We start from the raw sequence: 25,394 nt of genomic DNA on the forward strand, positions 1-25,394 counted from the left end.
ATCATCTAGTGATTCTTCGTATTAACGTTCGCAGGCAATCAAATCTTTGTCGCGGTCGCTTTTCTTATTGGCATCATATAACGCTTGGGAAACAAATGGTTTGTACTTCGTTTTTCCGCCTTTGTTCTTCACTTTTGAAGAGCGGGCAATGCCCCCTGCATAAACCTTGTTGATCTCTGTGCAGTTTTTGTACGTCTTCGCTTTTGTTCCTGCAGCATCTGCTGGCATTGGTGCTGCGCTAACCGTGAAACTAAGCGCTACCATCAATGACATGACTGCAAAACTAAGTTTTTTCATGTTTTTGCCCCTTTTCTTCAAGCTTTTCCCCATCTACCCTTGCTAACAAATTCAGTATAACTCACGAAAAATATCCATATATTGTTAGCTAATTTAGTATAGCAGGTATTTATCTCCAGCACTATAGTTGTCGAAATTAAAGTTTCTACTATATTAATAAGAACCATTCCAATTCAATTGTTTGAGTAATAAAAAAGGAGCTCCTATAAATAGGAGCTCCCGGTTTACTCATTCACCTTTCGGTTTATTGAGTAAGGTTTAGTTTGTATTAGTTAAGGTCAGATGGAGCAGAAACAAACTCGTTTTGGCCTGTCAGTACTGTACCATTAGCAGACGTTACAGATTTAGAAATTGTAAGTGTGTTAGACGCTTCTAGAAGAGTACCATCTGGAAGTGTGATTTCAATTTCATCGTCATCGCCAAGAGCTACTGTAGAGTTTTGCGGCAAAGCAGCACCGTTCAACGTATAGTTTTGTGCTCTTAAAGCATTTGTCTCGTTACCAGTGAAGCGAACTGCATCAGTGAAGTCAATAACAACTTCATCTTCCTCTTCACCGTTCAAGTAGAAGTCAACAGTTTCTACTTCGAAGTCAACTGGAGTAGCTTTCACTTCAAATTTCTTAGAAAGTGAAAGTGCTGCGTTTCCAACATCATCAGTTACGTTACGTACTACTAATGTCCAGTCAGAACCGTAGCCGTCTTCGTCAACTAGGTCTTGCAAGTCTTGAGTAGCTCTCACTAACAATTCGTTGTCAGCAGAAGTATCATTCAAGCTGCGGTAAGGAGCAGTTAAATCTCTAACGTCATCTGGGAAGTATCCAGCAACTTCGCCAGCGATAGTAACTTTCTTACCTTCAGCGTCTGTTCCTTGGAATTCAACGATCAAGTTTGGAAGTGCTTCGCCTTGCTCAACTGACGGAGTATCTTCATTGTCGAATCCTGGAGCTTTAACTGGCTCGTCGAATGATACTACAAAACCTTCATTGTCCCCAGCTTCGTTGATATATTCGTATGGAGTTCCAACCAATTTAGGGCTTACGCTATCCATTTCATTCAATGGAGAACCTTGGTAGTTCAAGCCAATAATTTGTTCGCTGTTGTTTAGGCCGTTTACAGAACTTGTTACTGTATCAGCATTGATAACTGCGCGGAATTCATAGTTAGAGTAGTTAACGTACTCTTCGTCTGAGCCTTCAAAAATTCTTGAAAGGTCAGTGTTCAACTCGTAAACATACTCAGAACCCGTTACGATTGTTGTGCGGTCGAAGTATTCAGCACCAATTTCAACCCATTCGCCTTCAGTTGCAGTTGTAGCATCATTTTCTTCAATGAAGATTTCAAATGATAATTCGTCTGCATCAAATCCAGTTACAGGATCTGTGAAGTTAACACGGAATTGTTCTGGTGATTCAACTTTGATAGTCGCGTTTGGACGAGCATCGTAAGTTGGTAGTGAGAAGTCAAGTGAATCTGAAGCGATTACGTTACCAGCGTAATCAGTTACACCTGAAATTTGTACTGAATGATCTCCAGCAGGGAAGAATACGCTAGAATCTACAGTGATTTGGTGACGTTTGTCGCCAGTGTTTTGGTTGAATTCGCCAGCAGTAATAGCACTTACAGGAACTTTCCCGCCGTTGATTGTGATGTTTGCGCCTTCGTCAAGTACAGGCTCAGAGAAGTTTAGAACTAGTGTGTTGCGGTCTGCAACTGTCACTGAAGTAGCTTCTGGCTTAAGAGCATCTGTAAATGTGAATGATTTTGTTGTAGTTTCATAGCCAGCACCATCGTAGTCGCCAGTGAAACCAGCTTCAACTGAAACGCGGCTAGATGCAGTCAATGTATCGTCAGCAGCAAGAATAACTTCTACAGCATTTGGATTGCCTTTAACTGCTTGGATTCCACGGATGTTGTGAGTATCGCCGTTAGAGAAATCAGAAGTGATTTCAATTTGAGCGTCGTCACGCAAGATTGCATTTCCTTGAGCGTCAACAGCGAAACGGCCATTGATCGTTTCAACGAAAGTAGCTGGGCTAACAGCTTTATCGAACACAAGAGTAACGCGATCAGCTTCGTCAGTATCTACGCTGCGAAGAACTGGGTCAACTGCAGAGTCAGATTTAACTGCTTTGAACGTGATTGCTTTCTCAGCGTATACATTGCCGATTTGATCGTGCCATTTAGAATCTGGAGCAGCTTCTACCAATTTAGCAGTAACGACTGCAGTAGCATCTTCTTGGTGGAAGTCAGACTGCAATGTAGCTGTTGCTACGCCGTCTTGTACGATAACACGAGCTGTGTTGCCGTTGTTCAATGAACCGTGTGAAGAAGAAAGTTCAAGAACGATATTGTCAGCATCAGTTGCTACAGCGCCAGTTTTAGGGTCTTTGATTGTCAATGTAACTGTAGTAGTGTCAGTTCCATCAGCAACTAGAGAACCTTTACCGAATGTGATACCGATTTGGCTAGGTTCAACTCCTGGAACTTCAATGAATGGCTCTAAAGCGTAGATGAATTTAGCGAAGTCTCCACGTTTGATCGGGTTTTGAGTACCGAACTGAGTAGCAGAAATACCGTTAGTTACATCGTTAGCCATCAAAGCAGCAACAGCGTCTTTGTAGCGATCGCTTACGTCAGAGAAAGGAACTTTCGTGTCTCCGCCTTTAAGGTCGAAAGCTTTTTGAAGCATGATTGCAGCTTCACCACGAGTGATTGAATCAGCAAAACCGAAGTTAGTAGCTGATTTACCGTTAACTACGCCAGCAGCTTTCAAAGAGTTGATCGCTAGAGCTGCACGGTTAGGAACATCACGGAAGCCTGACGCTGGAGCATCTTTATCGTTAAGACCAGCAGCGTTTGCAATGATTACAGCAGCGTCTCCACGTTTAATTGAATCAGCAATTCCATATTGAGTTGGTGTCAATCCTTTAGAGAAGCTGTTTTTTACTACGAAATCAATTGCCGGAGCATATGAAGACGGAACGTCTGTAAATGCAGCTGGTTTAACTTCCGCTGCGAAGGCCGCAGGAACTACTGCACTTGCTACTATAGTAGCAGTCGCTGCAGTTGCAACGAATTTTTTGTAAGATTTAGATTGATGAGCCATTGGTGAAATTCCTCCCTTTTCCAGGTGTTAAAGTGGTATAAACTAGCAATTAAATGTAATTCAATTATCCTGAGCAATCCAAGCTTTCCTAATAATTCCTAAATGATGTGATTAAAGACAAAGTTGCATTAGAATATGTAGGCAGTAAGGCTCTTTTTGTCAGATAATTAAACTCAATCTAACTATAACAAACAAATAGAAAATTTCAACCCAAAAATTAAAAAGATATCCAAAATATTACCTTTTCTTGATAAAATAATACATTTGGATTACAAAATATTTCAAGATTTAATTAATCTGATAAATTAAATAGTATATTATAATGCATTAATGGTAAATTTTATAAGTAAAACGAGATTTTTTCTCTATTTCTTTTTTTACTTTCTTCCTGTCATTTCACTCAAATTCGATTTTTTATCAACTTTATATTAGTTAATCAAATAAATGTTATAAAGAGTAAATTTGACCAGTTCTTTCTTCAGACGTCTTACCTTTTGGATAAAATAAAGCAATGCTGGAATTTCAATTTAACCCCAATTCCTTTTAATACTTTGGATTTCGTTGATTGATCATAGGCAGCTTCTTCTGAAAAAGTTAAAGTAATTAATGAATTTTTTATTATTCCAAGATAATTAATATAGCAAAATTCAGTCTCAATACTTTTTAATTTTTACTAAGTATTTTCCTGGTTTATATCAATTTTACGATGCTTTTCCCTTAATCTAATATTCATTCTTCCAGATACTTAAACTTTATCGAGCTTACTTTCTGCAAATGTCCAACTATTAAATGGCATTTTTAAAAAACGTTTTTCTCCTCTATCAATCTCGCCGTTTCTTTTTTGTGTATTTAGTCCATTCGAAGCTCTAAAAAGCAATACAAAAAGCACGGAATCTCTGATTAACAGAGATTCCGTGCTTTTTATATTTTTTAATAACTGCAAATGATTCATTTACATTTGCACTTATTTTTCAGTTATCAAGTTTTCTTTCACCACTAGCATTGCCAATATGGCGGCAATATATATGGAAACAGCTGGTGCGGTCAATACGTGGCCTGCTGTATAAGCGATACCGATCGCAAGCAGGAACGCCACTCCATACAATACATAAAAGTAGGTGAAATGTGTGTTAATGTGGCGGATAAAGTGGATCAGATATTTGCCTGCAAACCATACAAGAGGTGCAATTAAATAAATGAATCCAAGCCAACCGAATGAATAGAACCAATCATGAAAATCCATTTCAATCATTTTTGGTGTTTTGCCAGGTAAGGGTTCTGGATAATTTCCTGCAAAGCCCATCCCAAATAATTGTTGTGTTAATGGCGAACTGGAAAAATCGTCACTCATTACTTCAGCATACTTTTCACGTGAGCTAAATACCAAGTTCTGCACTTGTTCATTAGTAATCTCTGGGCGTTCTTCTTCTGCTTCTAATTCCTGCTCTTCGAAGCCTTCATCACCTTCTACTAATACTTCTTGTCCCGGCCGCTCCACGGGGTCTCCCAAGTTAATGCCAAGTGAAGTAATGTGGGCAAACATATTGCCAAATACCGGTGTAAAAGGAGTAATGACAACTAGTACGGCAGTAAGAATAATCGATACGATCAAATTAGATTTGACAGTTGCCGTGCGCTGTTTTGTAAGCAGCATGATGATACTTCCGACCAATACAGATAAAAGAACGATCAAAATACCGCCATACCCTACTTTTGTGCCAAGCGCTAACATACTCACCGACAACAATAAGAATGGGATCCATGCCCAAGGTTTTTTAACAGAATCTGTTTTTTCAACTGCATACAATGCCATGATTGGCAAAATAATTGCCATAATGGCTCCGATTTCGTTGCCAGCAAAGAACCAGCCGGTAAAGCCTGTTTTGGTATGAGAATAATTTGAAAGGCTTGTTCCGGTGATTTGCGCTATGACAAAAACAATTCCAATAATAATGCCGGATAGCCAGATATACTTTGTCGTCTTTTTAGCAACGTCGACATTCGCATCTTTCAATTGACGGAAAGCTACCATCAATCCTAAAAATACAATGTGGAAGTAGATGATTTTATTGAAAAACTTCAGTTCTTGGAAAATGTAATATGGATCTTTTACTTGCATATTCACTAAAACATTGATGACAAGCAAAGCAGCTAGTCCCACTAAATATAAAGTCAACATCCTGCTGATTTTACTTGTCTTTGACAGCCATAATAATAAGACAATCATCGCCAGCATAAATACTACGCGAACGATTACCCCAATTGTCAGGCTCGTATCTATCAGAAAAATCGATGCGGTCGTCAGGACATCGATAATTGGCTGAAGAACTAAAAAGGCTACGATAGCCAAAAGAATTTTATTTCTATTCATATTAGGGAATCCTCTTTCTTGTCATTTGTAGAGTTGAATACAGCGAGAAGTTTGTTTTTCACTATATGTTGATCGAACCTTTCAGCCGTTTTTAAAGCGGCTGCTTGATATTCCGCAAGCGGTTGTGTTGCAGCTTTTTCCAGGCGCAAAGCCAATTGATCGGCTTCCCCGGCTGAAAAAAGCCAGGAATTTTTATCGGTGACATAGTCTTTTACACCCGGTATGTCGGAAACAATGATAGGTGTGGCAGTTGCCATCGCTTCTATTCCTACTAACCCTAAGGATTCCTGAAAAGAAGGGAAACAAAAAATATCCATTGCGTTAAAAGCGGCATTCATTTGCGGTTGCGTCAGCATTGGAAGTTTTGTCAGCGGCTTTTTCAAAACCTTTGCTTTTTCTCTGAAGAGTGTTTCTTCAGCTCCCGTGCCGGCAACTAGCAAATGCAAGTTTGGAATATTTGCCATTTCGCTCGCTTCCAGTAAGGTGTCCCATCCTTTGCCCACATCAATGCGCGAGATATAGCCCACGACAAACGCGTTTTCCGGGATACTGTGCTGCTTTCTGAAATCTGCGCCCATGTTAGGCGCCGGGCGAAAAATATTCGTATCAATTCCTCCTGAAGGAAAGACTGTTATGCCTCCAGTGAATCCATACTTCTCTTTAACCGTTTTCTCGTAAAACGTTGAAGGTGCTATGACGTGTTCTACTTTTGCCATAAGCTTCGCCACATCCGGCTGATATTTCGCCTGTGCTGCTGTTTGCGGCAACACATCGGTCCCATGTACGTTCAAGACAACGCGAAGATTTGGAAAACGTTTTTTTAGCCAAAGGACCGGTCGTGCATTTTGAGAAGCGTAGTGGACATATAATACATCCGGTTTAAAGGCTGCCGTCTCCTTGAATAGGCTTACCACATAGTGGGCATATCCTGCCACTTTACGGACGCGGGAGGATTGCTTCGACAACACCACACGTTTTACTTCATGGCCTGCTTCAAGCAGCAATTGTTCAGTTCTGCGGACAAAGACCCCATAATTTGGAGCCGCTTCTGAAGGGTACATATTCGACAATAGCAGGATTTTCAAAAAGTTCACCTATTTCATTGCGCATTCGCGGTTTTGAAGAATACCAAAAGATTTAGTGCATACGTGCAATTAATGTTTAATTCGATTCTTTCAACGTGATTGCAGTACTTTAAATAAGAACTTCGGCAAGTTCAATTGCCGTTTCAAACGGGAAGGGCTCGCTAATAATCTATAGAGCCATTCAATGCCAAGCTTGCGGAATAATGCCGGAGCCCGTTTTACGGTTCCTGAAAACACATCAAAACTTCCGCCAACTCCTTGAAATACTTGGACGTTCGGCAACTGGTCCAGGTTTCTTCTGATCCAAAGTTCTTGTCTTGGGCTACCAAGTGCCACAAATAGAATCTTAGCGCCACTTTGATGAATTTTTGAAACCAGTGCTTTTTCGTCTTTTTCATAGCCATTTGTGTGGCCGGCTACTTGAATATTTGGATGTTTTGCTTGAATGTTGGCAACCGCTTTGGTCACAACTTCTTCTTTTGCTCCATAAAAATAAACGGAATGTCCGTCGCTTTCCGCAAATTGTAATAATTTCGCCATCATATCGACACCAGTGACGCGGGAGTGGATATTGCCCCCTTTAATTTTTGCTGCCAATAGAATACCAACGCCATCTGCGATTTGGTACGTAGAAGCATTAATGAGTTCTTTCACTTCGGGATCACGCTGGGCGCTCATCACTTTTTCCGGGTTGACCGCAATGATTGTCGATTGTTTACCTTCAGCCAGACGCACCCTTAAATCACTTATTATACCTTCATATGTGAGAGGCGAAACATTCACCCCTAAATATTTTTCTTTCATTATTCACACCCTCGATTTAGTCGCTTTCAATTTTATTAGTATATCAGATTTTGAGATTGGTTGCACAGGCAGTTTGACAAGTGTTAGAATTTAGCGAGGACAAGGCTTACGAGCTTTAGTTTGAGGAGGAAGATATGTGAAAATTGTACTATCAGGTTTTTATGGATTGGGCAATACGGGTGACGAAGCGATCCTGAAAGCCATTATTGATAATTTGCGTGCAGAGTTAAGAAACCCGGACATCACCGTCTTTTCATTGTCACCGGAAAAAACGGCTAAAGAATATAATGTGAAATCAGTTTACCGTGCATGGCGGCGGGAGAATAAAGAGAAAGTAAAAGCGCTCAGAAGCGCTGATCTGCTGATTTCGGGCGGCGGCGGTTTGTTGCAAGATACATATCCCACAAAATTTCTGTTTGGCCCACTTCCTTATTATTTGCTGATCGTTATGTTGGCAAAGCTTTGCGGCACAAAAGTAATGTTCTTCTCGCAAGGAATTGGGCCCGTCACTTCGACTTGGGGCAAAATTCTGATGAAAGTTTTTGCTAATCGTGCGGATTTTGTTACCGTTCGCGACCAATACTCGAAAGACTATTTAGAGAAACTCGGCGTTACTCGCCCGGAAACTGTCGTAACAGCTGATATTGTTTTTGCTTTTATGGCTGATGAAGATCATTCGGCATATGACTCCTTGCCTTTAACTGGAAACGAACGGTTAGTTGCTGTTGCCCCGCGCCCTTGGTTCGAACATGAAGATGCCTATATTCAAAAAATGGCGTGGACGTTGGACCAATTGATCGAGCAGCGCGGTGTTACTCCGGTATTTGTACCAATGGAGCCGCCGTACGATACGAATATCTCAAAGAAGATTCAGGCACAAATGCGCCATGCCGATAACTCCCTGTTGCTCGGCGAACAGTTCACGCCAAACCAATTCTATAATTTTATCTCGCGTTGCGATTTAACCTTGGCACTTCGCTTGCATGCATTGATTTTCTCAGCCTTGTCGAATGTTCCTCATATCGGCCTTAGCTACGACCGGAAAGTGGAAAGTTTCTTAAAACGTTCCGGTATGTGGGACAAGTCGTTCGAATTAGGGGAATTCACCCAGGAAGCTTTGCTGCAAAATGCTTTATATGCACTTGATCACCGCTCTGAAGTGGAAGCGCTAATGGAACCAAAAGTGGAGTTGCTTCGTCAAGAAGCAAAACGGAACGTCGGATTATTAAAAGAACAGTTCGGAGGGTCTACCCAGTGAAAATATTATTACTTAGCATTTATGATTATCCGCATGTCGGCGGTTTATCGACACATATCACGACCTTAAAGTCGGGACTTGAATCCAGAGGCCATGAAGTTTCAATCCTGTCTTTCTCGGATGTGCCGAAATGGAAGCGTGATTTGATCGCTCGCGGACCATCTATGATGCTAAACAAAATGAAACTCGGGGCCGGCTATGTATGGACATTAAAGCGCCGTGCTGATTTCATGAAAGAGCTATTAAAAGATTCCAAGTTCAAAGATATTGACTTGGTCAATGCCCAGGATGTTATGTCAGCTAAAGCTGCTACAGAGGCTGGATTTGCTGTCGTAACTACTGTCCATGGCTATATGACATTCGAAGGCATTTCAAAAGGTTCTGTTGCTGAAAATAGCGTATATGCAGATCAGATTAAACAATTTGAGCATAACGGCTATAAAATGTCGCGTGAAGTCATTACTGTAGATACTCGGATTAAAGATTATATCAAGACCGAGACAGGCGTTACCGGCAACATGATTAAAAACTTTATTGATGTGGAAGATTTCAAACCAGAGACCGAACGCCGGGCAGAATTCCGGAAGCAGTTCAATTTGTCAATGGCTGATAAGATTTTCTTCATCCCGCGCAGACTAACAAAGAAAAACGGCGTCATTTACCCAATTCTTTCGTTCCCTCCAGTAGTTGAGCGTTTTCCTCAAGCTCGCTTAGTGTTTGCCGGAACAGGCGAAATGATGGAGGATATGAAGAAGAAAGCACGGGAGCTTGGTGTTGAGGACCGCGTCACCATGCTAGGTGCTGTGGATCATAAAGACATGATCCGCTATTATGCTTTAAGCGATATTGTTCTAGTGCCTTCCATCTACTCGGCTGGAGTTGAAGAAGCCACTTCTATATCTGCATTAGAAGCGATGGGATCCGGGGTTCCTTTAATTGCCTGCGCAGTTGGTGGGCTGAAAGAAATTGTCGAACACGGAGAAGACGGGCTTCTTGTAGAAGAAAAGAATGTAGAAGAGCTTTCAGACGCGATGATCCGACTGCTTGCAAACCCTGAAGAAGGTGCCCGATTAGCAAAAGCCGGCCGCACCAAAATCACCGAAGAGTATTCCCATTTCGCAGCTGCGGAGAAATACGAATCGATTTACATGAAGGCTTTAGCCCAAAGATGAAATTGAGTTGAATAATTGGCGGTTGGCTCAAAAAAGAGTCAGCCGCTTATTGTATGGAAAGAGGTGGACTCATGTCGAGTCTAAAAAAAGCGGCCATATGGACAACTGGCCTTGCGTTATTGTTAAAATTATCCGGTCTTCTCCGGGAATCGGTTGTTGCCAATGAGTTTGGTGCATCAGCAGCGACGGATGCTTATTTTCTGGCATTTTCTTTTATCACATTAGTGGTGGCCATGATTGCCACAGGATTTAATAATGTGTTTCTTCCAATGTATATTAAGCGCCGCAAAAACGGCAGTGACTTGGATGACACAAACGCAAATGGCTTGCTCAATTGGACAATGCTCATTTTCGCAGCTGTCTCCATTGCCGGCTGGTCTTGGTCAGAAAAAATAGTTCCTGCTATTTATCCGGTAATGTCGGAAGCAGCTGAGCCGATCGCAATTGAAATTACAGAAGTCTTCTTTATTTTCATGACGTTCATTGCTCTTGCCGGTTTACTTGAATCCTATTTGCAATCCCGCCGAATTTTCGTTCCAACTTTGGTGTCAAAATTGCTCGCCACATTGATGTCAGCATTATTCGCTCTGTTTTTCAGCGATATTTGGGGGATCTATTCGTTGGCCTATGGTTTTGTTGTCGGAACGGTGATCGGAGCCATTATACAAATGTATTATCTGATCCGTTCAGATTATAAATGGAAACCGACTTTACGTATGGAATCCGATTTTACGAAAGCATTTGTTATTTTAATCATTCCTTCCCTCTTAAATTCTGTGGTCGGGCAAATCAATTTGTTTGTCAACAAAGCTTTTGCTTCCGGTACCATTGACTCTGCTGTCACGTATTTAAACAACGCATCGTTACTCGTCAGTATACCGAATGCAATTTATGCTTCTACATTAGCTGCAATCATTTTCACATTGATGTCAGAACAAACCGAGGATGAAGCAAAGTTCAAAGATACCTTGTTTCGTGGCATGGAAATTTCGTTTATCACCCTTGTACCGATTGCCATCGGTTTATGGGTTGTAGGCGATGCAGCGATTTCTTTCATCTACGAACGTGGTGCATTTACTGCTGCAGATACTGAAGGCACTTATCAAGCTTTGCTATTTTACTTGCCTATTATTATTTTCCAAGGTATGCAGCTGATTCTTTCAAAATCAATGTACGCCCGTGGAAAAACAGCGATTGTGTTCCGCATTTCGGTCACCACAATCGTTCTCAACTTTTTACTGAACTGGTTCTTGGTTGACGATTACGGTTACACAGCACTTGCATTTGCTGCATCCGCTGTATCTGTGTATTACTTTGCGATTTCGATGGTAGTCGTATACAAAGATTTGGGAATGAGCGAATTTAAGCGCTTTTTGGCTACTGCAGTTCGTATTGCGATCCCAGCCATCCTTATGGGAATCGCAGTCTGGGGAGCTAAAGAACTATTAAACGCTGAACAATGGTATTCGCTTGTTCAGTTGGGTGTTTTAGTTCCTATTGGAATAGTTGTCTACGTTGCCATGCTCCGCATCGTTCACCCAGCCGGTTTTAGAAGATTTTTAGGATTGGCTAAACGCAATAGATAAGGGGTGGAAAAATGATAAAGAAAATTGCCTTTGGAATAGGAGCTTTGGTTTTAGTATTAGCCTTGGCTCTTGGGGCTTTCGTTCTTATAAAAGACGAGGTCCTATTTTATAAAAACAGTAATTTGGCACTGACTTTGAAAAAACCAGCTTTACTGTCTTTTTCAGAAATTGAAACCACTGAAAAAACCATTGAAAATGCAGTGGATCAAACCTACTTTGCACATCTGAAACTCTTCGGACTAACAATGGGTACATACGAAATAACGGAACGAACACTTGGAAACGGTACAGAGTTTGTATTTGAACAATTGTCCAATGCCAGTTGGCTGCCTATTCCGGTATCGAGCGAATTATCCGGACTAAAAAATGGCGAACTGACAGACTGGAATCCCGAAGTGATCAACCATCCTTACCATAATGATTTCGGCGTAGATCCTACCGTTAATCCATTTGGCGCTATATCTTATGCGGATGGAGAAGTTCTCCAGGGCAATGTTTATATTTCCGAAAGTCTTGAAACTGCTTATGATGGGCAGCAAGTTAGCCGCCTGAAGGAGTTGCATAAAGAGGTCCGTGAACTTGAACTGACTGAAGACACCCTTCAAAAGAACTTTTGGCTGATGCCTAACCGTACCGCAGAATCTTGGGTACTCTTAACTCAAAGTCCACTTTTTACAAATGAAGAGATTGAGCAAGAATGGATTGAGTTTGCATTAAACAATCAAACGATGCAGTTGAACTGGTTGACTGCAGAGGGGCCATTTACTAAATTGCCATTTTCTATAGAACCTGGCACAAAAATGGGTTATGGCCGCGCCATGGGACGTTTTGAAGACGAAGTCGCTCTGCAATGGAATGAGCGATCGCCTTCCCTCTTTTTCGAATCGATGGTCTTGAATTCCCGCGTCAACTTATTGAATTACCTTGATGAATTTGAAGGCACACGTTGGCCGACCGAATACACCAGCATGTGGTTAAAGAATGCTTACGGCTTGAAAGCTCCGTATGTTGATACTCGCTTTAATGAATACGTCGCGTTCTATCTCGATAATACTGCTGAGCAATACCCTGACGACATTGACCAAGAGCAATTTGCTGTCGTGGTGTATGCGGATTATCTATTGAGCCGCATTGAGAAAAATGAAATTATTCAAGCAGAAGACGGTTTTTTAATTGTTGATTACTTTGACGAAGATCCGGAAACCCCCTTAACTCATGCGTCATTGAACCACGAACTAGGGGGCTTGAAAATTTTGCTTACCGCCTATGAACGAACGAACGACAGCAAGTATTTGGATGCAGCTACTCAAGTTGTTAAAGGCATTGAACAATTCGGGCAAAATGAAGGCGGATGGATTCGTGAGAACGGCGATCTTTGGTACCAGGCACGACCTGACGGTACATTCAGCGGTGATGACTACCCCCAACTCACTTTAGTCGATTTACTCGAAACGCAAGCATTATTTGAAGAACTTGAAATGGAACGAAATCCCTATTTTGACGAACTGATTGAATCCAAGTTGAAGTACTTGGATGCAGAAGGTATCGAACTGATTGAAAAAGTGACCAATCTAATGTGAATAAATTCAAGCCGTCCGCATCCTATGGACGGCTTTTTATATTTATATTCGACGGAACAGCGGATGAAACATTTCCTTATCTTCCTGAATTCATAAAAAAGAACCAGCAAGTATGCTGGTTCTTTTTTATCTTAATTGATCAGATCTACTAAATCGGAACGGACCCATCCAACACCATTGTTGGTATCGTGTTCCGGGTTTAAATCGGAAATGATTTTGTACCAGATGTATCCATCGGTGTGTTTTGCTGTATCAAGAATCACAACCGGATAGCCGAATGCATTTTCGACACCCAAGTACTCACGTTTGTAAGTATACAGCAACTCACCTTGAGGCGTTTTACGCACTTTGGTCAAAGCCGTATTGGTGATTCCCAGTTTATATTTATTGATGTCTTTTTTGCCAAGTGCCAAATCAATGCGGAACATATGTCCCGCCACTTTTGAACCCCACGTCGGGTCAGAAGCATAACTGACGTTCAAACCGGTTGTCTTATTCCCTGGAGATGCCCCATTCGCATAAGTACCGTTCGGATTAACGTAATTGCGGTTCATGTATTCGCGTGCAAACGCATCAATGCTGTTTTCTGCTTTTGCATATACTGTTCCTTCGTGTGGCGATCCATCAAATACTCGTATGCCAAACAGATTATTCTTGGTTTGGGCATTGCCGCTCATGCCATTTTCGCTTTCATGCATGGCAGCAGACAACATGAACAATGCATTGATATTGTACTTTTCTTGCATGGCAATAAAGTATCGTCCTGTTCCAATCAATTTTGATCGCTTCACTGCATCTTTATACGTACTTGAAGAGTTATTTAGTGCTGTTAAGCGTTCCATGATGAAACGATCCAACTCTTCAGCTGTGTAACTCGTTTTTGTGCGTACAGACTGGTACTGGAAGTAAGGATAATGCGTCAAGACAGTTGACCCTGACTCAAAATGAATACCATCACGGCTAAAGTATGTGACATTCGCTTTCATCCCTGTTGGTGCTGGACCGATGGAAAAGCTTCCACGTGTCTTTGTTACGTAATTGTACTGGTAATGATTCAAGGTACCCCACTGGTTCACCATATAGTAGTCTTGGTGGGTCATAAGTTCATCCGGGAGAAAATCCACTTCACTTTGCTTTGCGTAACCAACAGTTCCACCCACTTGTACTTTGACGTACTCAGCGGTTGAATCGATATAACCGATTTCTCGGCCATGCTCGATATAAGTGGCTTGCTTTTTAAATGCTGGATCGTAGTAAATGGTGGTGACTTGCTTTTGGCCATTTAATACACGATCACCGTAAGCAATACCTGACCTAATGTGAAGTATTTCATCTCCGCGAAGGATCGCTTTTGCTGAAGGAACCGCTTTAAATGATGCTGCTGCACTTGCATAGTCTTTATGACCATACTCTTGTTTCACAAAAATTCCTTTTTCTACATATCCCAGGTAATACAAGTTATCATCATTAGGAACTGGGGCTGGATTTTCAGATGCTGGCGGTTCTGGAGCTGGGACAGCTTTTTTCGCTTCAAGGAAGCGGTAGATGAAAGCGGCTGCCTGCTCACGTGTTGTGCTGTCCTTTGGCGCAAATTTCAATCCGCCTTTGCCATCCGGTATTCCTGCAGTAATTCCATAATGCAAAATATGATAAACGGCTTTAATCCCCCCTGAAGAAACAAAGTCTCTTTCATCCGAGAAGCTCACGCGCTTTTCTTTTAGTTCCATATTGCTGTATTCCAAAACATTGTTTAAAGTTTGAGCCATTTGTTCGCGAGTGATTAAGGTGGTCGGCTTAAACGTGGAGTCATCTAGTCCTGCCATTAAACCAGCGGTGTAAACTGCTCCGATGTCAGCGGATAATTGGGAATTCATCGGTACATCTTTGAAGTTATGTATCCCGGCAGGCAACTTTAAAGCCCGGTTGATAAAGGCAGCGAATTGCTCACGCGTTACTTTATCCTTCGGTTTGTACACTCCATTTCCATATCCGTGCAGGATTCCTTGATCAATCATGGCTTGCATTTCTTTTTCCAGGGCACTGCCTGGTACTATGTCGCTAGCCTGAGTTGTTGATGCGAACCCCAGAACTCCCGCTAACAACAAAATAGACGCAACTATTCTACTAATACTTCTCATTTCGCCCTCCTCAATTCTGTCTAGTTTCAGTGTAAAGCATTTTTATCCTATAAAAAAGGTTTTTTATGGTATCTATGTTAATAAAGAGCCATTACTCATAAGAAAATTTGTCTTTTTTTATTTTCTAAAGAAAAACAAGGTCTTATGACATACAAATAAAGAACCGATTGCTGGGAGCAATCGGTTCTTTCAGGCTGTCGAGAAACTTTTCATTCTCTAAGCCATTTCACTCTAAGTGGACGCTTTCCGCTACATTCGGCTCACTCTTATAATAAAGAATTCTTTTTATTAGAAAGAGTGGATGAGTATACATGCTTTTTATTCACAGTTCACTGTCGATATGGAGCAAACCAGCGAAGACGCCTGCGGGAAAGCGAGACAGCCGAGACCCCGCAAGACGCGCAGCGGCTGAGGAGGCTTGGCGCTCGCCCGCGGCAAGCGCAGCTGGTTTGCGGAATATCGGAGATATTCTAAGGGGAATTTTTTCTATATCTTTCTCAACAAGCTGAAAGAACCGATTGCTAGGAGCAATCGGTTCTTTTGAGAAGTACTTATTTTGCTTGGATTACACTGTAAAGTGCTGCTGCAAATTCTGAACGGTTAGCCTCTTTGTTTGCATAAAACCTAGAAGTATTGAACACGGTTGTTTGATCAATTGCTTTCAACGTCACTATTGGCTTATGCGCCCAATACGTGGTCGGAATGTCTAAGTATTTTACGGAGGCTGTTTGAACTTGAACTTTTCTTGATTCTGAGATGGCAAAGGCTCTTTCGAGAATGACGGCCAATTGCGACTTTGTCAAAGAATCATATACACCGTAAGAGCCGTTTGTATAGCCTAAGAGAATTCCCGCTTCGTTCATTGCCGCTATATCCTTAGCAAATTTATGGCTAGTGGAGACATCTTTGAAGCGAACCGTTTTGGCTGGCTTCAACTGCAATACGCGGTTGATCATGGCAGCTGCCTGTCCTCGCGTCACTTTTTCTGCCGGGCGAAAATCCTGTTTTTCGAATCCGCTGATGACTCCCGATACATTTAAACTTTTAATTGCTACATAAGCCGGATGAGTGGTCTTAACGTCTACAAAATTGCCATTCGTTACTGGCGGCAAAGCTTTTGGAGCTGATGTTTTGACTGGGGCAGGACTGATAACACGCGTAGCACTAGCATATTTTGGTCCCCAATATGGGTTTGTGTTGATATTTGAGACTTTCACCCCGCCGCTTTCTGCTGAGATAACGTTGCCATTTCCTAAGTATATTCCGGTATGAGAAATGCCTTTTTTATATGTATTGGCAAAAAATACTAAATCCCCTTTTTGTAAATTGCTCTTGGCTACCGCTGTTCCCACTTTAGCTTGTTCAGCAGCGGTCCTTGGCAATGACACGCCAAAATGATCAAATACATAACGGATGTACCCAGAGCAATCAAATCCCGATGGAGTTGTTCCTCCAAATTTGTACGGAGTACCTTTAAATTTTTGGGCATATGCAGCTATTTCATCTGCTGTGGCACCACTGGCTTCTGCTTTAGTTGGCAATAACGGACTAGCTGTTATCATTAACACAGCTACTATCATCATAATTATTCGCTTCTTCAATTCGTCACCTCTAATAGTTTTGGCGATTCCAGGCCATCTGCCTTTTTGAAATCTTTCTGTTGTCTTAACCTGTGTTTGATTCTAACAATAGAATGCCAAAATTAGGTTACGATAATATTACAATTGTGTAACATTTCCTATTTTATGGTTTAAAAGTATGTATAAGAGGATAAAAAAAGAAGTTGCACCTGAATAATCAGATGCAACTCTTCATTCTTTACTTAATGAAACTCGGGTTTTTCGCTCTGGCTAAAAAGACGCCAAAGGCATAGCGGTTCATCATTTTATCAGGTGCAAAAGTAGTGGCAGAATAGCCTGCGGTAACCTTGTTCTGGGTGATTGCTTGTATGGCTTTGTAACTTGCTTGCTCTGGCTTTACATCAATAAATGGAGGTGCTAAAGCGGGATCAAACTTAAATTGGAAAACATTTTGGATCAACAAAGCCATTTCAGCTCGAGTAACCGATTGATCCGGCCGAAAGCTTCCGTCAGGGTAGCCTTGAATAATTCCTTTTTCATACGCGCTTTGAATATACCCCGCAGCTGAGTGATTAGCTCCGACATCTGTAAACTTGGTAGTTCGTGATGCCCCATTGAATCCTTGGGCTCTTCCGAGTAAGATCATTGCTTCTCCACGTTTGATTTCACGGTTTGGTTTGAAGCTCCCATCCAAGTAGCCACTCATAAAATTGTTGCTGTATAAGTAGCTGATATGTGGTGCGTACCAAACAGCCATTGTGACGTCTGGAAAAGCGGGTTCGGTGACTTTAATAGATAACACTTCGTTTTTCTTTATTCCATTTTTATCCGTGTAGCTGAAGGTCAATGGATAAGTACCTTTGGTTTTGTATAAAACCCACTTACCGGGCTCTGTTTCAGGCAACGTAGCAGTCCCTTCTTTTATTGTCCAATTGCTTGCCAACTCTTTATTTTTTAATGTTAAGCTTACTTTTCCTTTTACTACTTTTGTTTCAACCAATGGCATGGTTTTAATCTCTTTTTCATATTGAACCAGGCCATAGCCAAACGAAATATCGCGCCCAGCCGTCCCTAAATCTTTGGCGGTGCTCCGAAGAATTTCCCGCAATTTTGTATGAGATAAAGCAGCGTGTTGTTCTTTATACAAGGCGAGAATTCCTGTAACATGCGGGGCTGCCATCGATGTCCCAGTCAAGTTTTGGTAGCCGTCTACGACATAGTCTACATTATCCAGTTCTCTTGGAAATGTACTAAAAATATCAGCTCCTGGAGCAGCAAGTTCCACCTCCGGCCCCATTGAAGAATGTTTTTCTTTTTTTAAATCGCTAGTTAATGCGCTGACTGCAATAACTGGAGAATACTTTCCAGGATAAGTGACGGTATTCGTCCCGCCGTCTCCGCCTTCATTGCCGGCAGCAGCTACAATGAGCATTCCTTTTTTGCTGGCTTCTTGCAGCATCAGCTCTAATGGACGATCATGTTCGGAAATCGATAAGCTTAAGTTTAATATATCTATTTTATTTTTGATTGCCCATTCGACACCTTTGGTAACTTGAGCTGTTGTTCCTGCGCCTTGGCTATCCATCGCCTTTATAGCAAATAATTTAACGTTCGGAGCTATCCCGATAATCCCAGCATTGTTTTTCTTAGCAGCAATGATGCCAGCAACATGAGTCCCATGACCAAAATTATCATCGTATGGAATTTTAGCTGCACAATCATCAGCTGTACAAACCCCTCCTGCTACTGCCAAATCTGAATGATCAGTATCAATCCCTGTATCTAGGACGGCTACACGAATTCCTTGGCCTGTATAAGGAGCAGCTAAAGTCGGAGAGCTTTTTGTAGTCGTGAAGGAAGGAGAAACAATGTCAGCTGTTGTCTCATAGATTCGATTTGGATAAATTTCTGCAGTTGAAAATTGCTCTTTTAAACTGGTCTTCTCTTCCTTTGTCAATTTCAGTTCGACTAACGGAACTTCATCGTATTCTTTTAAAACAGTATTAAATTGTGCTGTAATCTGTTCCAATTGCTCTTCTGAAGCATGGATCAAGTATGTATCCGGCTCTTCTGCAAACGCATAAGCAGGAAGCATTAAAGAAATAGATAAAGCCAATAGCAGTGTAGCGTATTTTATCATGACCATCCCTCATTTCTATCTATATTCCCATAATACCTTATCCCCGATTTTAATAAACCATTCAAAAGTTACAGAATTGGCTATAATTTTCTTAAGTGTGCTTCCGTGTAATTAAAAACTCCTGTAGACAGCATGTCCACAGGAGCAATCTATTTTTAATGACGCTTATAACTAGGTGCCGCACCTACCGTTTTATAATATGGCAGTACATCAGTACGGCCTTCATAATGATAAAAATAATCTAACGTTCCAAGGAATAACGCTTTCCCCATCGCTTTGCGGTCTGCTTCATCTTTAATGTACTGAATGTCTGTTGTACTATCAATAAAGCCAATTTCCACTAAAGCAGCCGGGACTGTATTTTGGCGAAGCACCTGGTAGTTCCCTGCCTTGACTCCACGATTCTTTAAATCCCATACTTCCTGCATGCGCGCCTGCAGATAAATGGACAGTGCACGAGAAGATTTGACATTTGGATTTACGGCCGCCGTGCTTGCATAATAGAAAGTCTCCTGGCCATTTGCAGAACCGTTCAGCGCATTAGTATGAATGCTGACAAATACATCGCCGTCATTTCTGGAAGCAAATTTTGCACGATCGGCTAACTCAACAAATTTATCTGTTTCGCGTGTCATTTTCACATTTATCGGTGTCTTCTCAATATAATCTTGCATGTGTTTGCCGATGTTTAATACCACATTCTTTTCTAAGAACCCATTGCCGGTAGCACCTGGGTCTTTGCCGCCATGCCCAGGATCGATAATAACCGTTAAATTGCTTTTAACGACTGGTATTGGATTTGGAGAAACAGACGGTTTCGAAGTTGAAAGATAGCTAGTGGAAACATAGCCAATAACACCATTTACTTTAATATGAGACCAGCCACTTGCTGAACTCGCTACGGCTACGGCTGTACCACTTTTTAAACTGCTGATTGATGCATAAGAAGTGCCAGGACCTTTTCGTAAGTTCAATGTGTCCGATCCGGTGTTTACATACATCGTTGTACTAAAAGAAACTTCGTCTGATTTTATACGGAAGCTCTCATTCAAGCTGCGAGCCAGAAATATGGAGAAATCAGCGCGGACAATTTTTTCTTGCGCGCCAAAAGATCCGTCTGGATATCCTTGCGCAATTCCTTTTTGCATCAACGCCGCCGCAGCAGTAGTTGCGTTTTGACCACCAAAATTAAATGCCCGATTCAATAGTATAGCCATTTCTCCACGATTCAATACGTTATTCGGACGGAAAGTTCCATCAGAATAACCTGAAATTATTCCTTTATTGACTAGTGCGACTATGTATCCTGATGCCATGTTATTTGAACCGACATCTGAAAAATGCGTTCCTTTTTTAGTTCCGTCCAATTTCAAAGCCCTTCCAAGCATGGCGGCTGCCTCGCCACGAGTTACTTGTTTTAGAGGTTTGAAACTTCCATCATCGTATCCATTCACAATGCTGCGGTCCACTAAGTACATAATTTCTTTATATGCACGGTGATTTGCAGATATATCATTTAAATTAGTGCTTGCATTCACTTGGCTTTGGTGCGGAATAAGTACTGAAGCAATCAGTACAAAAATAAGCATTAATATCCATTTTTTCAAGACTCTTTTCCCCCTAAGAAATTTATGTCTTCTCATACAATAACCTAAATATTTCTAAAATTCTATGTATCATTAGGATTATTTAGAGGAAAAAATGGTTCTTTTTAATGAGTTTAGTAGTCTTAAAGTCACAAAACCCTGTCTAATGGTTAGACAGGGTTTTGGAATATAACATATTTTTTTCAATTTCTGAATACTCTTTTTTAATACTTTTCCCGTATTAGTTTTCAGCGTTAACGTCTACAATACGGCCTTCGATAGCTGGTGTAACTTCGCCAATTCTCTCCAATTCTTCTTTGAAATTCTCCCAATCCGAAAGCCCCAAATCAGTTACTCGACCTTCAGCATAAGCTTTTGCAAATACATCGTAGTCGTCTCCGCCTTTAGCTGTAAAGGCATTGGTTGCTATTGTATACGTAGTAGCGTCTTCTACAGGATTCAATGCACCATTTTCTCCTTCGATTGCAATTGAAACTACACGTTCCCCTGCTGGTTTAGAAGAATCAAATTCCACTTTCGCACCAGAAACATGCAAGAATCCGCCATTTTCCAATGGGTATTTTCCTACACTTATTTCGAACGCTTCTTTCAATTCAGCCCCTGTTATTTGCATTGTAGCCAAGGTATTGGTGAACGGAAGAACTGTAATGATTTCACCTACCGTGATTGGACCAGCATCAATCGCTGCCCGGATTCCGCCACCGTTCTGGATCGCCATCACAACATTTTCATTACTTTCTTTTGCCTTTGCTAGCATGCCATCGGTAATGATATTACCTAAAGCAGTTTCATTTTTGCGTACACTTGGTGCGCTTGGATTATCGCTCGTACGTGGATTTTCGAGCGCTGCTGTCGCTGTTGCAGAAGTTTCCTGATTAGAAATTTTATCTACTTCCGTTTTAAATGGAGCCAAGACTGCGGTTGCTTGTGCATCTGCTGCAAGGTCTTTCAATGGAAGTAATTCACCTTCAAAGGACAAGACTGCACCTTCTTTATCAAATACCACATCTAATGTCCCTAAGTTTTCTGCATTAGCGCCGGTTTGTACAATAACAGTAGGTTCTTCGTTTTCTTCAATAATTACCGGTTTAGCCAATGCGGTGTGGGTATGTCCTCCAACAATTACGTCAATGCCTTCAACCCCTTTTGCCAATAACAAGTCGTTGTCGATTGCCGGGTTATCGTCATAGCCGATATGTGTCAAGGCAACAACTTTATTCACACCCATTTTTTCAAATTCATCGACCATTTTCTGTGCATCTTCAAGATAATCTTCATTGAACGAAACAAGTTCAGGACTTGCGATGTCTTCCGTTTCTTTTGTTGTCAAACCGAAAATGCCGACTTTCTCGCCATTCACTTCTTTCACAATCCCAGTGTAGATATTCGCATCTTTTGCATCTTCCGTTATTTTTGTTTGGAACAAACCTTCGAACAATGGATCTTTAGAGAAATCCACATTCGCTGAAACGAATGGGAAGTTTGCTGCCTTTATAAATTCTTGCAACGCTTTATGTCCTTCCTCTGACGAACCCAAGTCAAATTCATGGTTTCCAAAAGTCATCGCATCGAAATTCATCAATTTCATTATTTCAAGATCTGCTTTTCCTTGGAATTCATTGAAATATAAAGTACCAGAGAATACGTCGCCTGCATGCAAAAGAAGTGAATTTGGGTTTTCTGCACGGAAATCTTTTACTGCTGTCACCATTTTAGTAGACTCTGCAGCACGGGCATGTGTATCGTTAACGTGCATAATTGATAATGGGAAAGTCTTCTCACCCATTAATTGTTCTGCTGACCGGTGTAGGAACAGCGCAGCTTCCCCACGTGTCACCGGTTGATTGGCAGCAAATTGTGTAGCCGTTTTTCCAACGGTAATTTTATTTTTAACTAAAGCGTCTACGTATTTTGCAAATCGCTCGTTGACGTCAGTAAACTGTGTTTCTTTCAGATCTTGGTCAATTTCGAATCCAGCTGCAATCGCTAGGATTTTTGCTGTTTCGTTGCGTGTAAGCGGATCTTTGGCACCGAAACTTGTAGCGGTTTTCCCATGGACGATTCCTTTTTCAGCTAATGCGTCCACTGCCCATTTAATATCGGCCGGCACATCGGTAAATGCTGACTTAGCGTAATCGCCGTCTTTCGTATAACCTAGTGCTTTAGCAATCATAACCGCTGCATCCTGGCGTTTCACACTGTTTTGAGTGCCAAATTTTGTTTCTGATTCCCCTGCTACAATCCCTAAATCAAACAAAAATTGAACTGCTTCTGTATAACGGTCTGGCACGTCGGTAAATTTCATCTCCGCTGCTGATGCCGGTGATACTGCTGTCGCTACCGCTGCCGCCGCTACTGCAGAAGCAATAAACTTTTTGTTTTTCATGATACTAACCATGTGTTTTTTCCTCCTTAAGGAATAGGTCTATTAGAGTGCTCTTTTATTTTACCAAAATTCTGATAGCTCCTCTACATTATTTACTAAAGCTTTACAAGTTTTCATCGAATATTTCAATATCTTGTTTTAAAAGTTAGATATCTATTATATTTACTTGTTTTAAACGGAGGATTTCCACTTATTCTTATCTTCTTTAATGCTAAAAAAGCGATACGAGAATAGTCTCGTATCGCTTTTAATCATGTGTTTTTCTTTTGCGTTTATCCCATAATGTCCAAATACCCAAGAATATTAAGGCTCCAAAGCTATCAAGTAGGACATCTTGCATAGTGGGCGTACGTCCGCCTGTTAAAGACTGATGAAATTCATCTGCTAACGCAATCGCTGCTGTAATCACAAAAGCAAGCCAAACTCTCGGTTTTGGCAATAAGTTCAGCACCGCCAGCGCAATCAAACCGAACATCCCAACATGGGCCCCTTTGCGCAGCAGAAACTCGACAAATTGGTAATAACCCCTTTCTTCAACGGATACGTATGTGCCCCAATAAGGAATTTGCAAATGGCTGAGTGTCTCTTTGAACGGCTCGGAAGGCAAATACTTTTCCAACGCCGGAATCAAGGTCTGTTCTTCGTAAGTTTGGCCGGAAGATACAAACAATACAATAAATAAAATAACAAAAACGATTAATTTTTTCATACATGGATTGTACCACGATTCCGCCTGTTTCAAGGCAGAAAAAAACACATCCGCCTTAAGGCAAATGTGTTTTCAAATTAATCTCTGCTATGTTCGCCCCAGCATTCCGTATTTTTCAGTCCCGGAATATTTTTGGCATAGAACTCTGGATTCTTGCCGGCTTTTCGCTGATCGGTGTAATCCTTCAATACTTTGAAAGCGGTCTTGCCGAGCAGCGCAATCACCACTAAGTTCAAGACTGCCATGATGCCCATGAACAAGTCGGCCATATTCCAAACCAGTGCAACTTGCGCCAAGGAACCGAACATGACCATTGCCAATACGCCGAAACGGTAAACCGTCAGCCACGTCGTATGGGCATTGATAAATTCAATGTTGGTTTCCCCGTAATAATAGTTCCCGATGATTGAACTGAACGCAAAGAACATAATGGCTGCGGCCAGGAAGTAAGGCGCCCAGTCGCCAACGTGCACGTTCAATGAAGCTTGCGTCAGCAAAATGCCTTCTTGTTCGCCTGTTTTGTAGATGCCGGCCAAAATGATGATAAAAGCAGTCGCCGAACAAATGACAATGGTGTCAAAGAAGACGCCCAGGCTTTGGACAAGCCCTTGCTTGGCAGGATGCGATACGTTTGCAGCAGCTGCTGCGTTCGGCACCGACCCCATCCCGGCTTCGTTAGAGAACAAGCCGCGGCGCACACCTTGCATGATGGCTGCGCCGATTGCGCCTCCCGCTGCTTCTTCCAGACCGAATGCACTTTTCACGATCAATGCAAATACTGCCGGAATTTCACTGATGTTCATGATGACTACATAAAATGCGACCAATATGTATAAGACAGCCATAACTGGCACCAATACTTGGGTTACGTGCGCAATCCGTTTAACCCCGCCGAAAATGATCAATGCTGTCAAAATGACCAGCCCGACGCCAACCGTCCATTCCGGAATACTGAAGACATCCCCAAATGACTGGGCGATTGTATTGGATTGCACCGAGTTAAAAATAAACCCAAAAACCAATGTCAAAAGAATGGCGAAGATAATTCCCAGTTTGCGATTGCCGAGCGCTTTTTCCATATAATAAGCCGGCCCGCCGCGGAATTGGTCTCCGTCTTTCACTTTATATACTTGTGCCAATGTACTTTCGATAAATGCAGTAGACATTCCAATCAATGCGACCATCCACATCCAGAAAACCGCTCCAGGTCCCCCAATGGCAATGGCAAGTGCCACACCGGTGATATTTCCTGTACCTACGCGCGATGCTGTAGAAATCGTAAACGCCTGGAATGCCGAAACGCCGTCATCTCCGTCTTTTTTCTCAGTGATGACACGGAACATTTCGCCGAACAAGCGAATCTGCACGAATCGCGTGCGCACAGTAAAATAGACGCCAAGCCCCAAGAGCAGCGCAATTAAAATATACGTCCATAATAAATTGTTTCCTTCGTCGACGATCCACGTCAACCCGTCCAAAATAGTGTCCATAAAGTTTCTCCTCGTAGCTGTAGTTTTGCTTACTTGCCACGTTTGCACGGCAATCTTGGGAGTCCAAGAAAATTTATTGCCATGA

Annotated in this window: 16 protein-coding genes; 4 read left to right on the forward strand and 12 right to left on the reverse strand. The window is 41.7% G+C overall.

Annotated features, from left to right (window positions below; translation table 11 throughout):
* Positions 1–21: 21 nt before the first annotated feature.
* From QWY22_RS15280 to QWY22_RS15300, 5 genes are all read right to left on the reverse strand, one after another.
* A complete protein-coding gene (locus QWY22_RS15280; RefSeq protein ID WP_412769627.1) occupies positions 22–273 on the reverse strand; it encodes an excalibur calcium-binding domain-containing protein in 252 nt (83 codons plus the stop codon).
* 292 nt (positions 274–565) lie between these two features.
* Positions 566–3,403 (reverse strand): S-layer homology domain-containing protein, encoded by a 2,838-nt coding sequence (locus QWY22_RS15285; RefSeq protein ID WP_300981695.1) that lies wholly within the window; start codon positions 3,401–3,403, stop codon positions 566–568.
* A 964-nt stretch (positions 3,404–4,367) separates the two neighbouring features.
* Entirely contained in the window at positions 4,368–5,774 is a 1,407-nt protein-coding gene (locus QWY22_RS15290) for an O-antigen ligase family protein (RefSeq protein WP_300981696.1), read from the reverse strand.
* Complete coding sequence (locus QWY22_RS15295; protein ID WP_300984406.1) at positions 5,771–6,835, reverse strand: glycosyltransferase family 4 protein; 1,065 nt, start codon at positions 6,833–6,835, stop codon at positions 5,771–5,773. Before QWY22_RS15295 ends, QWY22_RS15290 begins: the two co-directional genes overlap by 4 nt.
* 114 nt (positions 6,836–6,949) lie before the next feature.
* Positions 6,950–7,666 carry a WecB/TagA/CpsF family glycosyltransferase gene (locus tag QWY22_RS15300; protein ID WP_300984407.1) on the reverse strand — a complete coding sequence of 239 codons (717 nt, stop codon included), beginning with the start codon at positions 7,664–7,666 and terminating at the stop codon, positions 6,950–6,952.
* A gap of 133 nt (positions 7,667–7,799) precedes the next feature.
* On the opposite strand from QWY22_RS15300, the gene csaB reads away from it, so the two are divergent.
* The 4 genes from csaB (at position 7,800) to QWY22_RS15320 (ending at position 13,259) form a co-directional block, all read left to right on the forward strand.
* On the forward strand, positions 7,800–8,921 hold the full coding sequence (gene csaB, locus QWY22_RS15305; RefSeq protein WP_300981697.1) for a polysaccharide pyruvyl transferase CsaB: 1,122 nt from the start codon (positions 7,800–7,802) through the stop codon (positions 8,919–8,921).
* Positions 8,918–10,093: a glycosyltransferase family 4 protein gene (locus tag QWY22_RS15310; protein WP_300981698.1), complete on the forward strand. Its 1,176-nt coding sequence runs from the start codon at positions 8,918–8,920 to the stop codon at positions 10,091–10,093. Before csaB ends, QWY22_RS15310 begins: the two co-directional genes overlap by 4 nt.
* A gap of 71 nt (positions 10,094–10,164) precedes the next feature.
* Positions 10,165–11,679: a murein biosynthesis integral membrane protein MurJ gene (gene murJ / locus QWY22_RS15315; protein WP_300981699.1), complete on the forward strand. Its 1,515-nt coding sequence runs from the start codon at positions 10,165–10,167 to the stop codon at positions 11,677–11,679.
* A gap of 11 nt (positions 11,680–11,690) precedes the next feature.
* Complete coding sequence (locus QWY22_RS15320) at positions 11,691–13,259, forward strand: hypothetical protein (protein ID WP_300981700.1); 1,569 nt, start codon at positions 11,691–11,693, stop codon at positions 13,257–13,259.
* 131 nt (positions 13,260–13,390) lie between these two features.
* On the opposite strand, the gene QWY22_RS15325 is transcribed toward QWY22_RS15320, so the two are convergent.
* The 7 genes from QWY22_RS15325 to QWY22_RS15355 all read right to left on the reverse strand — a co-directional run bounded on the left by QWY22_RS15325 (position 13,391) and on the right by QWY22_RS15355 (position 25,309).
* The gene (locus QWY22_RS15325; RefSeq protein ID WP_300981701.1) at positions 13,391–15,397 is read right to left on the reverse strand and encodes an S-layer homology domain-containing protein; all 2,007 of its coding nucleotides are present in this window, start codon (positions 15,395–15,397) and stop codon (positions 13,391–13,393) included.
* Between the two features lie 551 nt (positions 15,398–15,948).
* Complete coding sequence (locus QWY22_RS15330) at positions 15,949–16,998, reverse strand: C40 family peptidase (protein WP_300981702.1); 1,050 nt, start codon at positions 16,996–16,998, stop codon at positions 15,949–15,951.
* 217 nt (positions 16,999–17,215) lie between these two features.
* Entirely contained in the window at positions 17,216–19,117 is a 1,902-nt protein-coding gene (locus QWY22_RS15335) for a S8 family peptidase (RefSeq protein ID WP_300981703.1), read from the reverse strand.
* Between the two features lie 155 nt (positions 19,118–19,272).
* Positions 19,273–20,724 carry an N-acetylmuramoyl-L-alanine amidase gene (locus QWY22_RS15340; RefSeq protein WP_300981704.1) on the reverse strand — a complete coding sequence of 484 codons (1,452 nt, stop codon included), beginning with the start codon at positions 20,722–20,724 and terminating at the stop codon, positions 19,273–19,275.
* Positions 20,725–20,944: 220 nt separating this feature from the next.
* Complete coding sequence (locus tag QWY22_RS15345; protein WP_300981705.1) at positions 20,945–23,122, reverse strand: 5'-nucleotidase C-terminal domain-containing protein; 2,178 nt, start codon at positions 23,120–23,122, stop codon at positions 20,945–20,947.
* A 235-nt stretch (positions 23,123–23,357) separates the two neighbouring features.
* Positions 23,358–23,819, reverse strand: coding sequence for a VanZ family protein (locus QWY22_RS15350; RefSeq protein WP_300981706.1), 462 nt, complete (start codon positions 23,817–23,819; stop codon positions 23,358–23,360).
* 77 nt (positions 23,820–23,896) lie between these two features.
* Positions 23,897–25,309 carry an alanine/glycine:cation symporter family protein gene (locus QWY22_RS15355; protein WP_300981707.1) on the reverse strand — a complete coding sequence of 471 codons (1,413 nt, stop codon included), beginning with the start codon at positions 25,307–25,309 and terminating at the stop codon, positions 23,897–23,899.
* Positions 25,310–25,394: the final 85 nt, after the last annotated feature.

This window comes from Planococcus liqunii (genome assembly GCF_030413595.1).
In the GTDB taxonomy this organism is placed as follows: Bacteria; Bacillota; Bacilli; order Bacillales_A; family Planococcaceae; genus Planococcus; species Planococcus liqunii.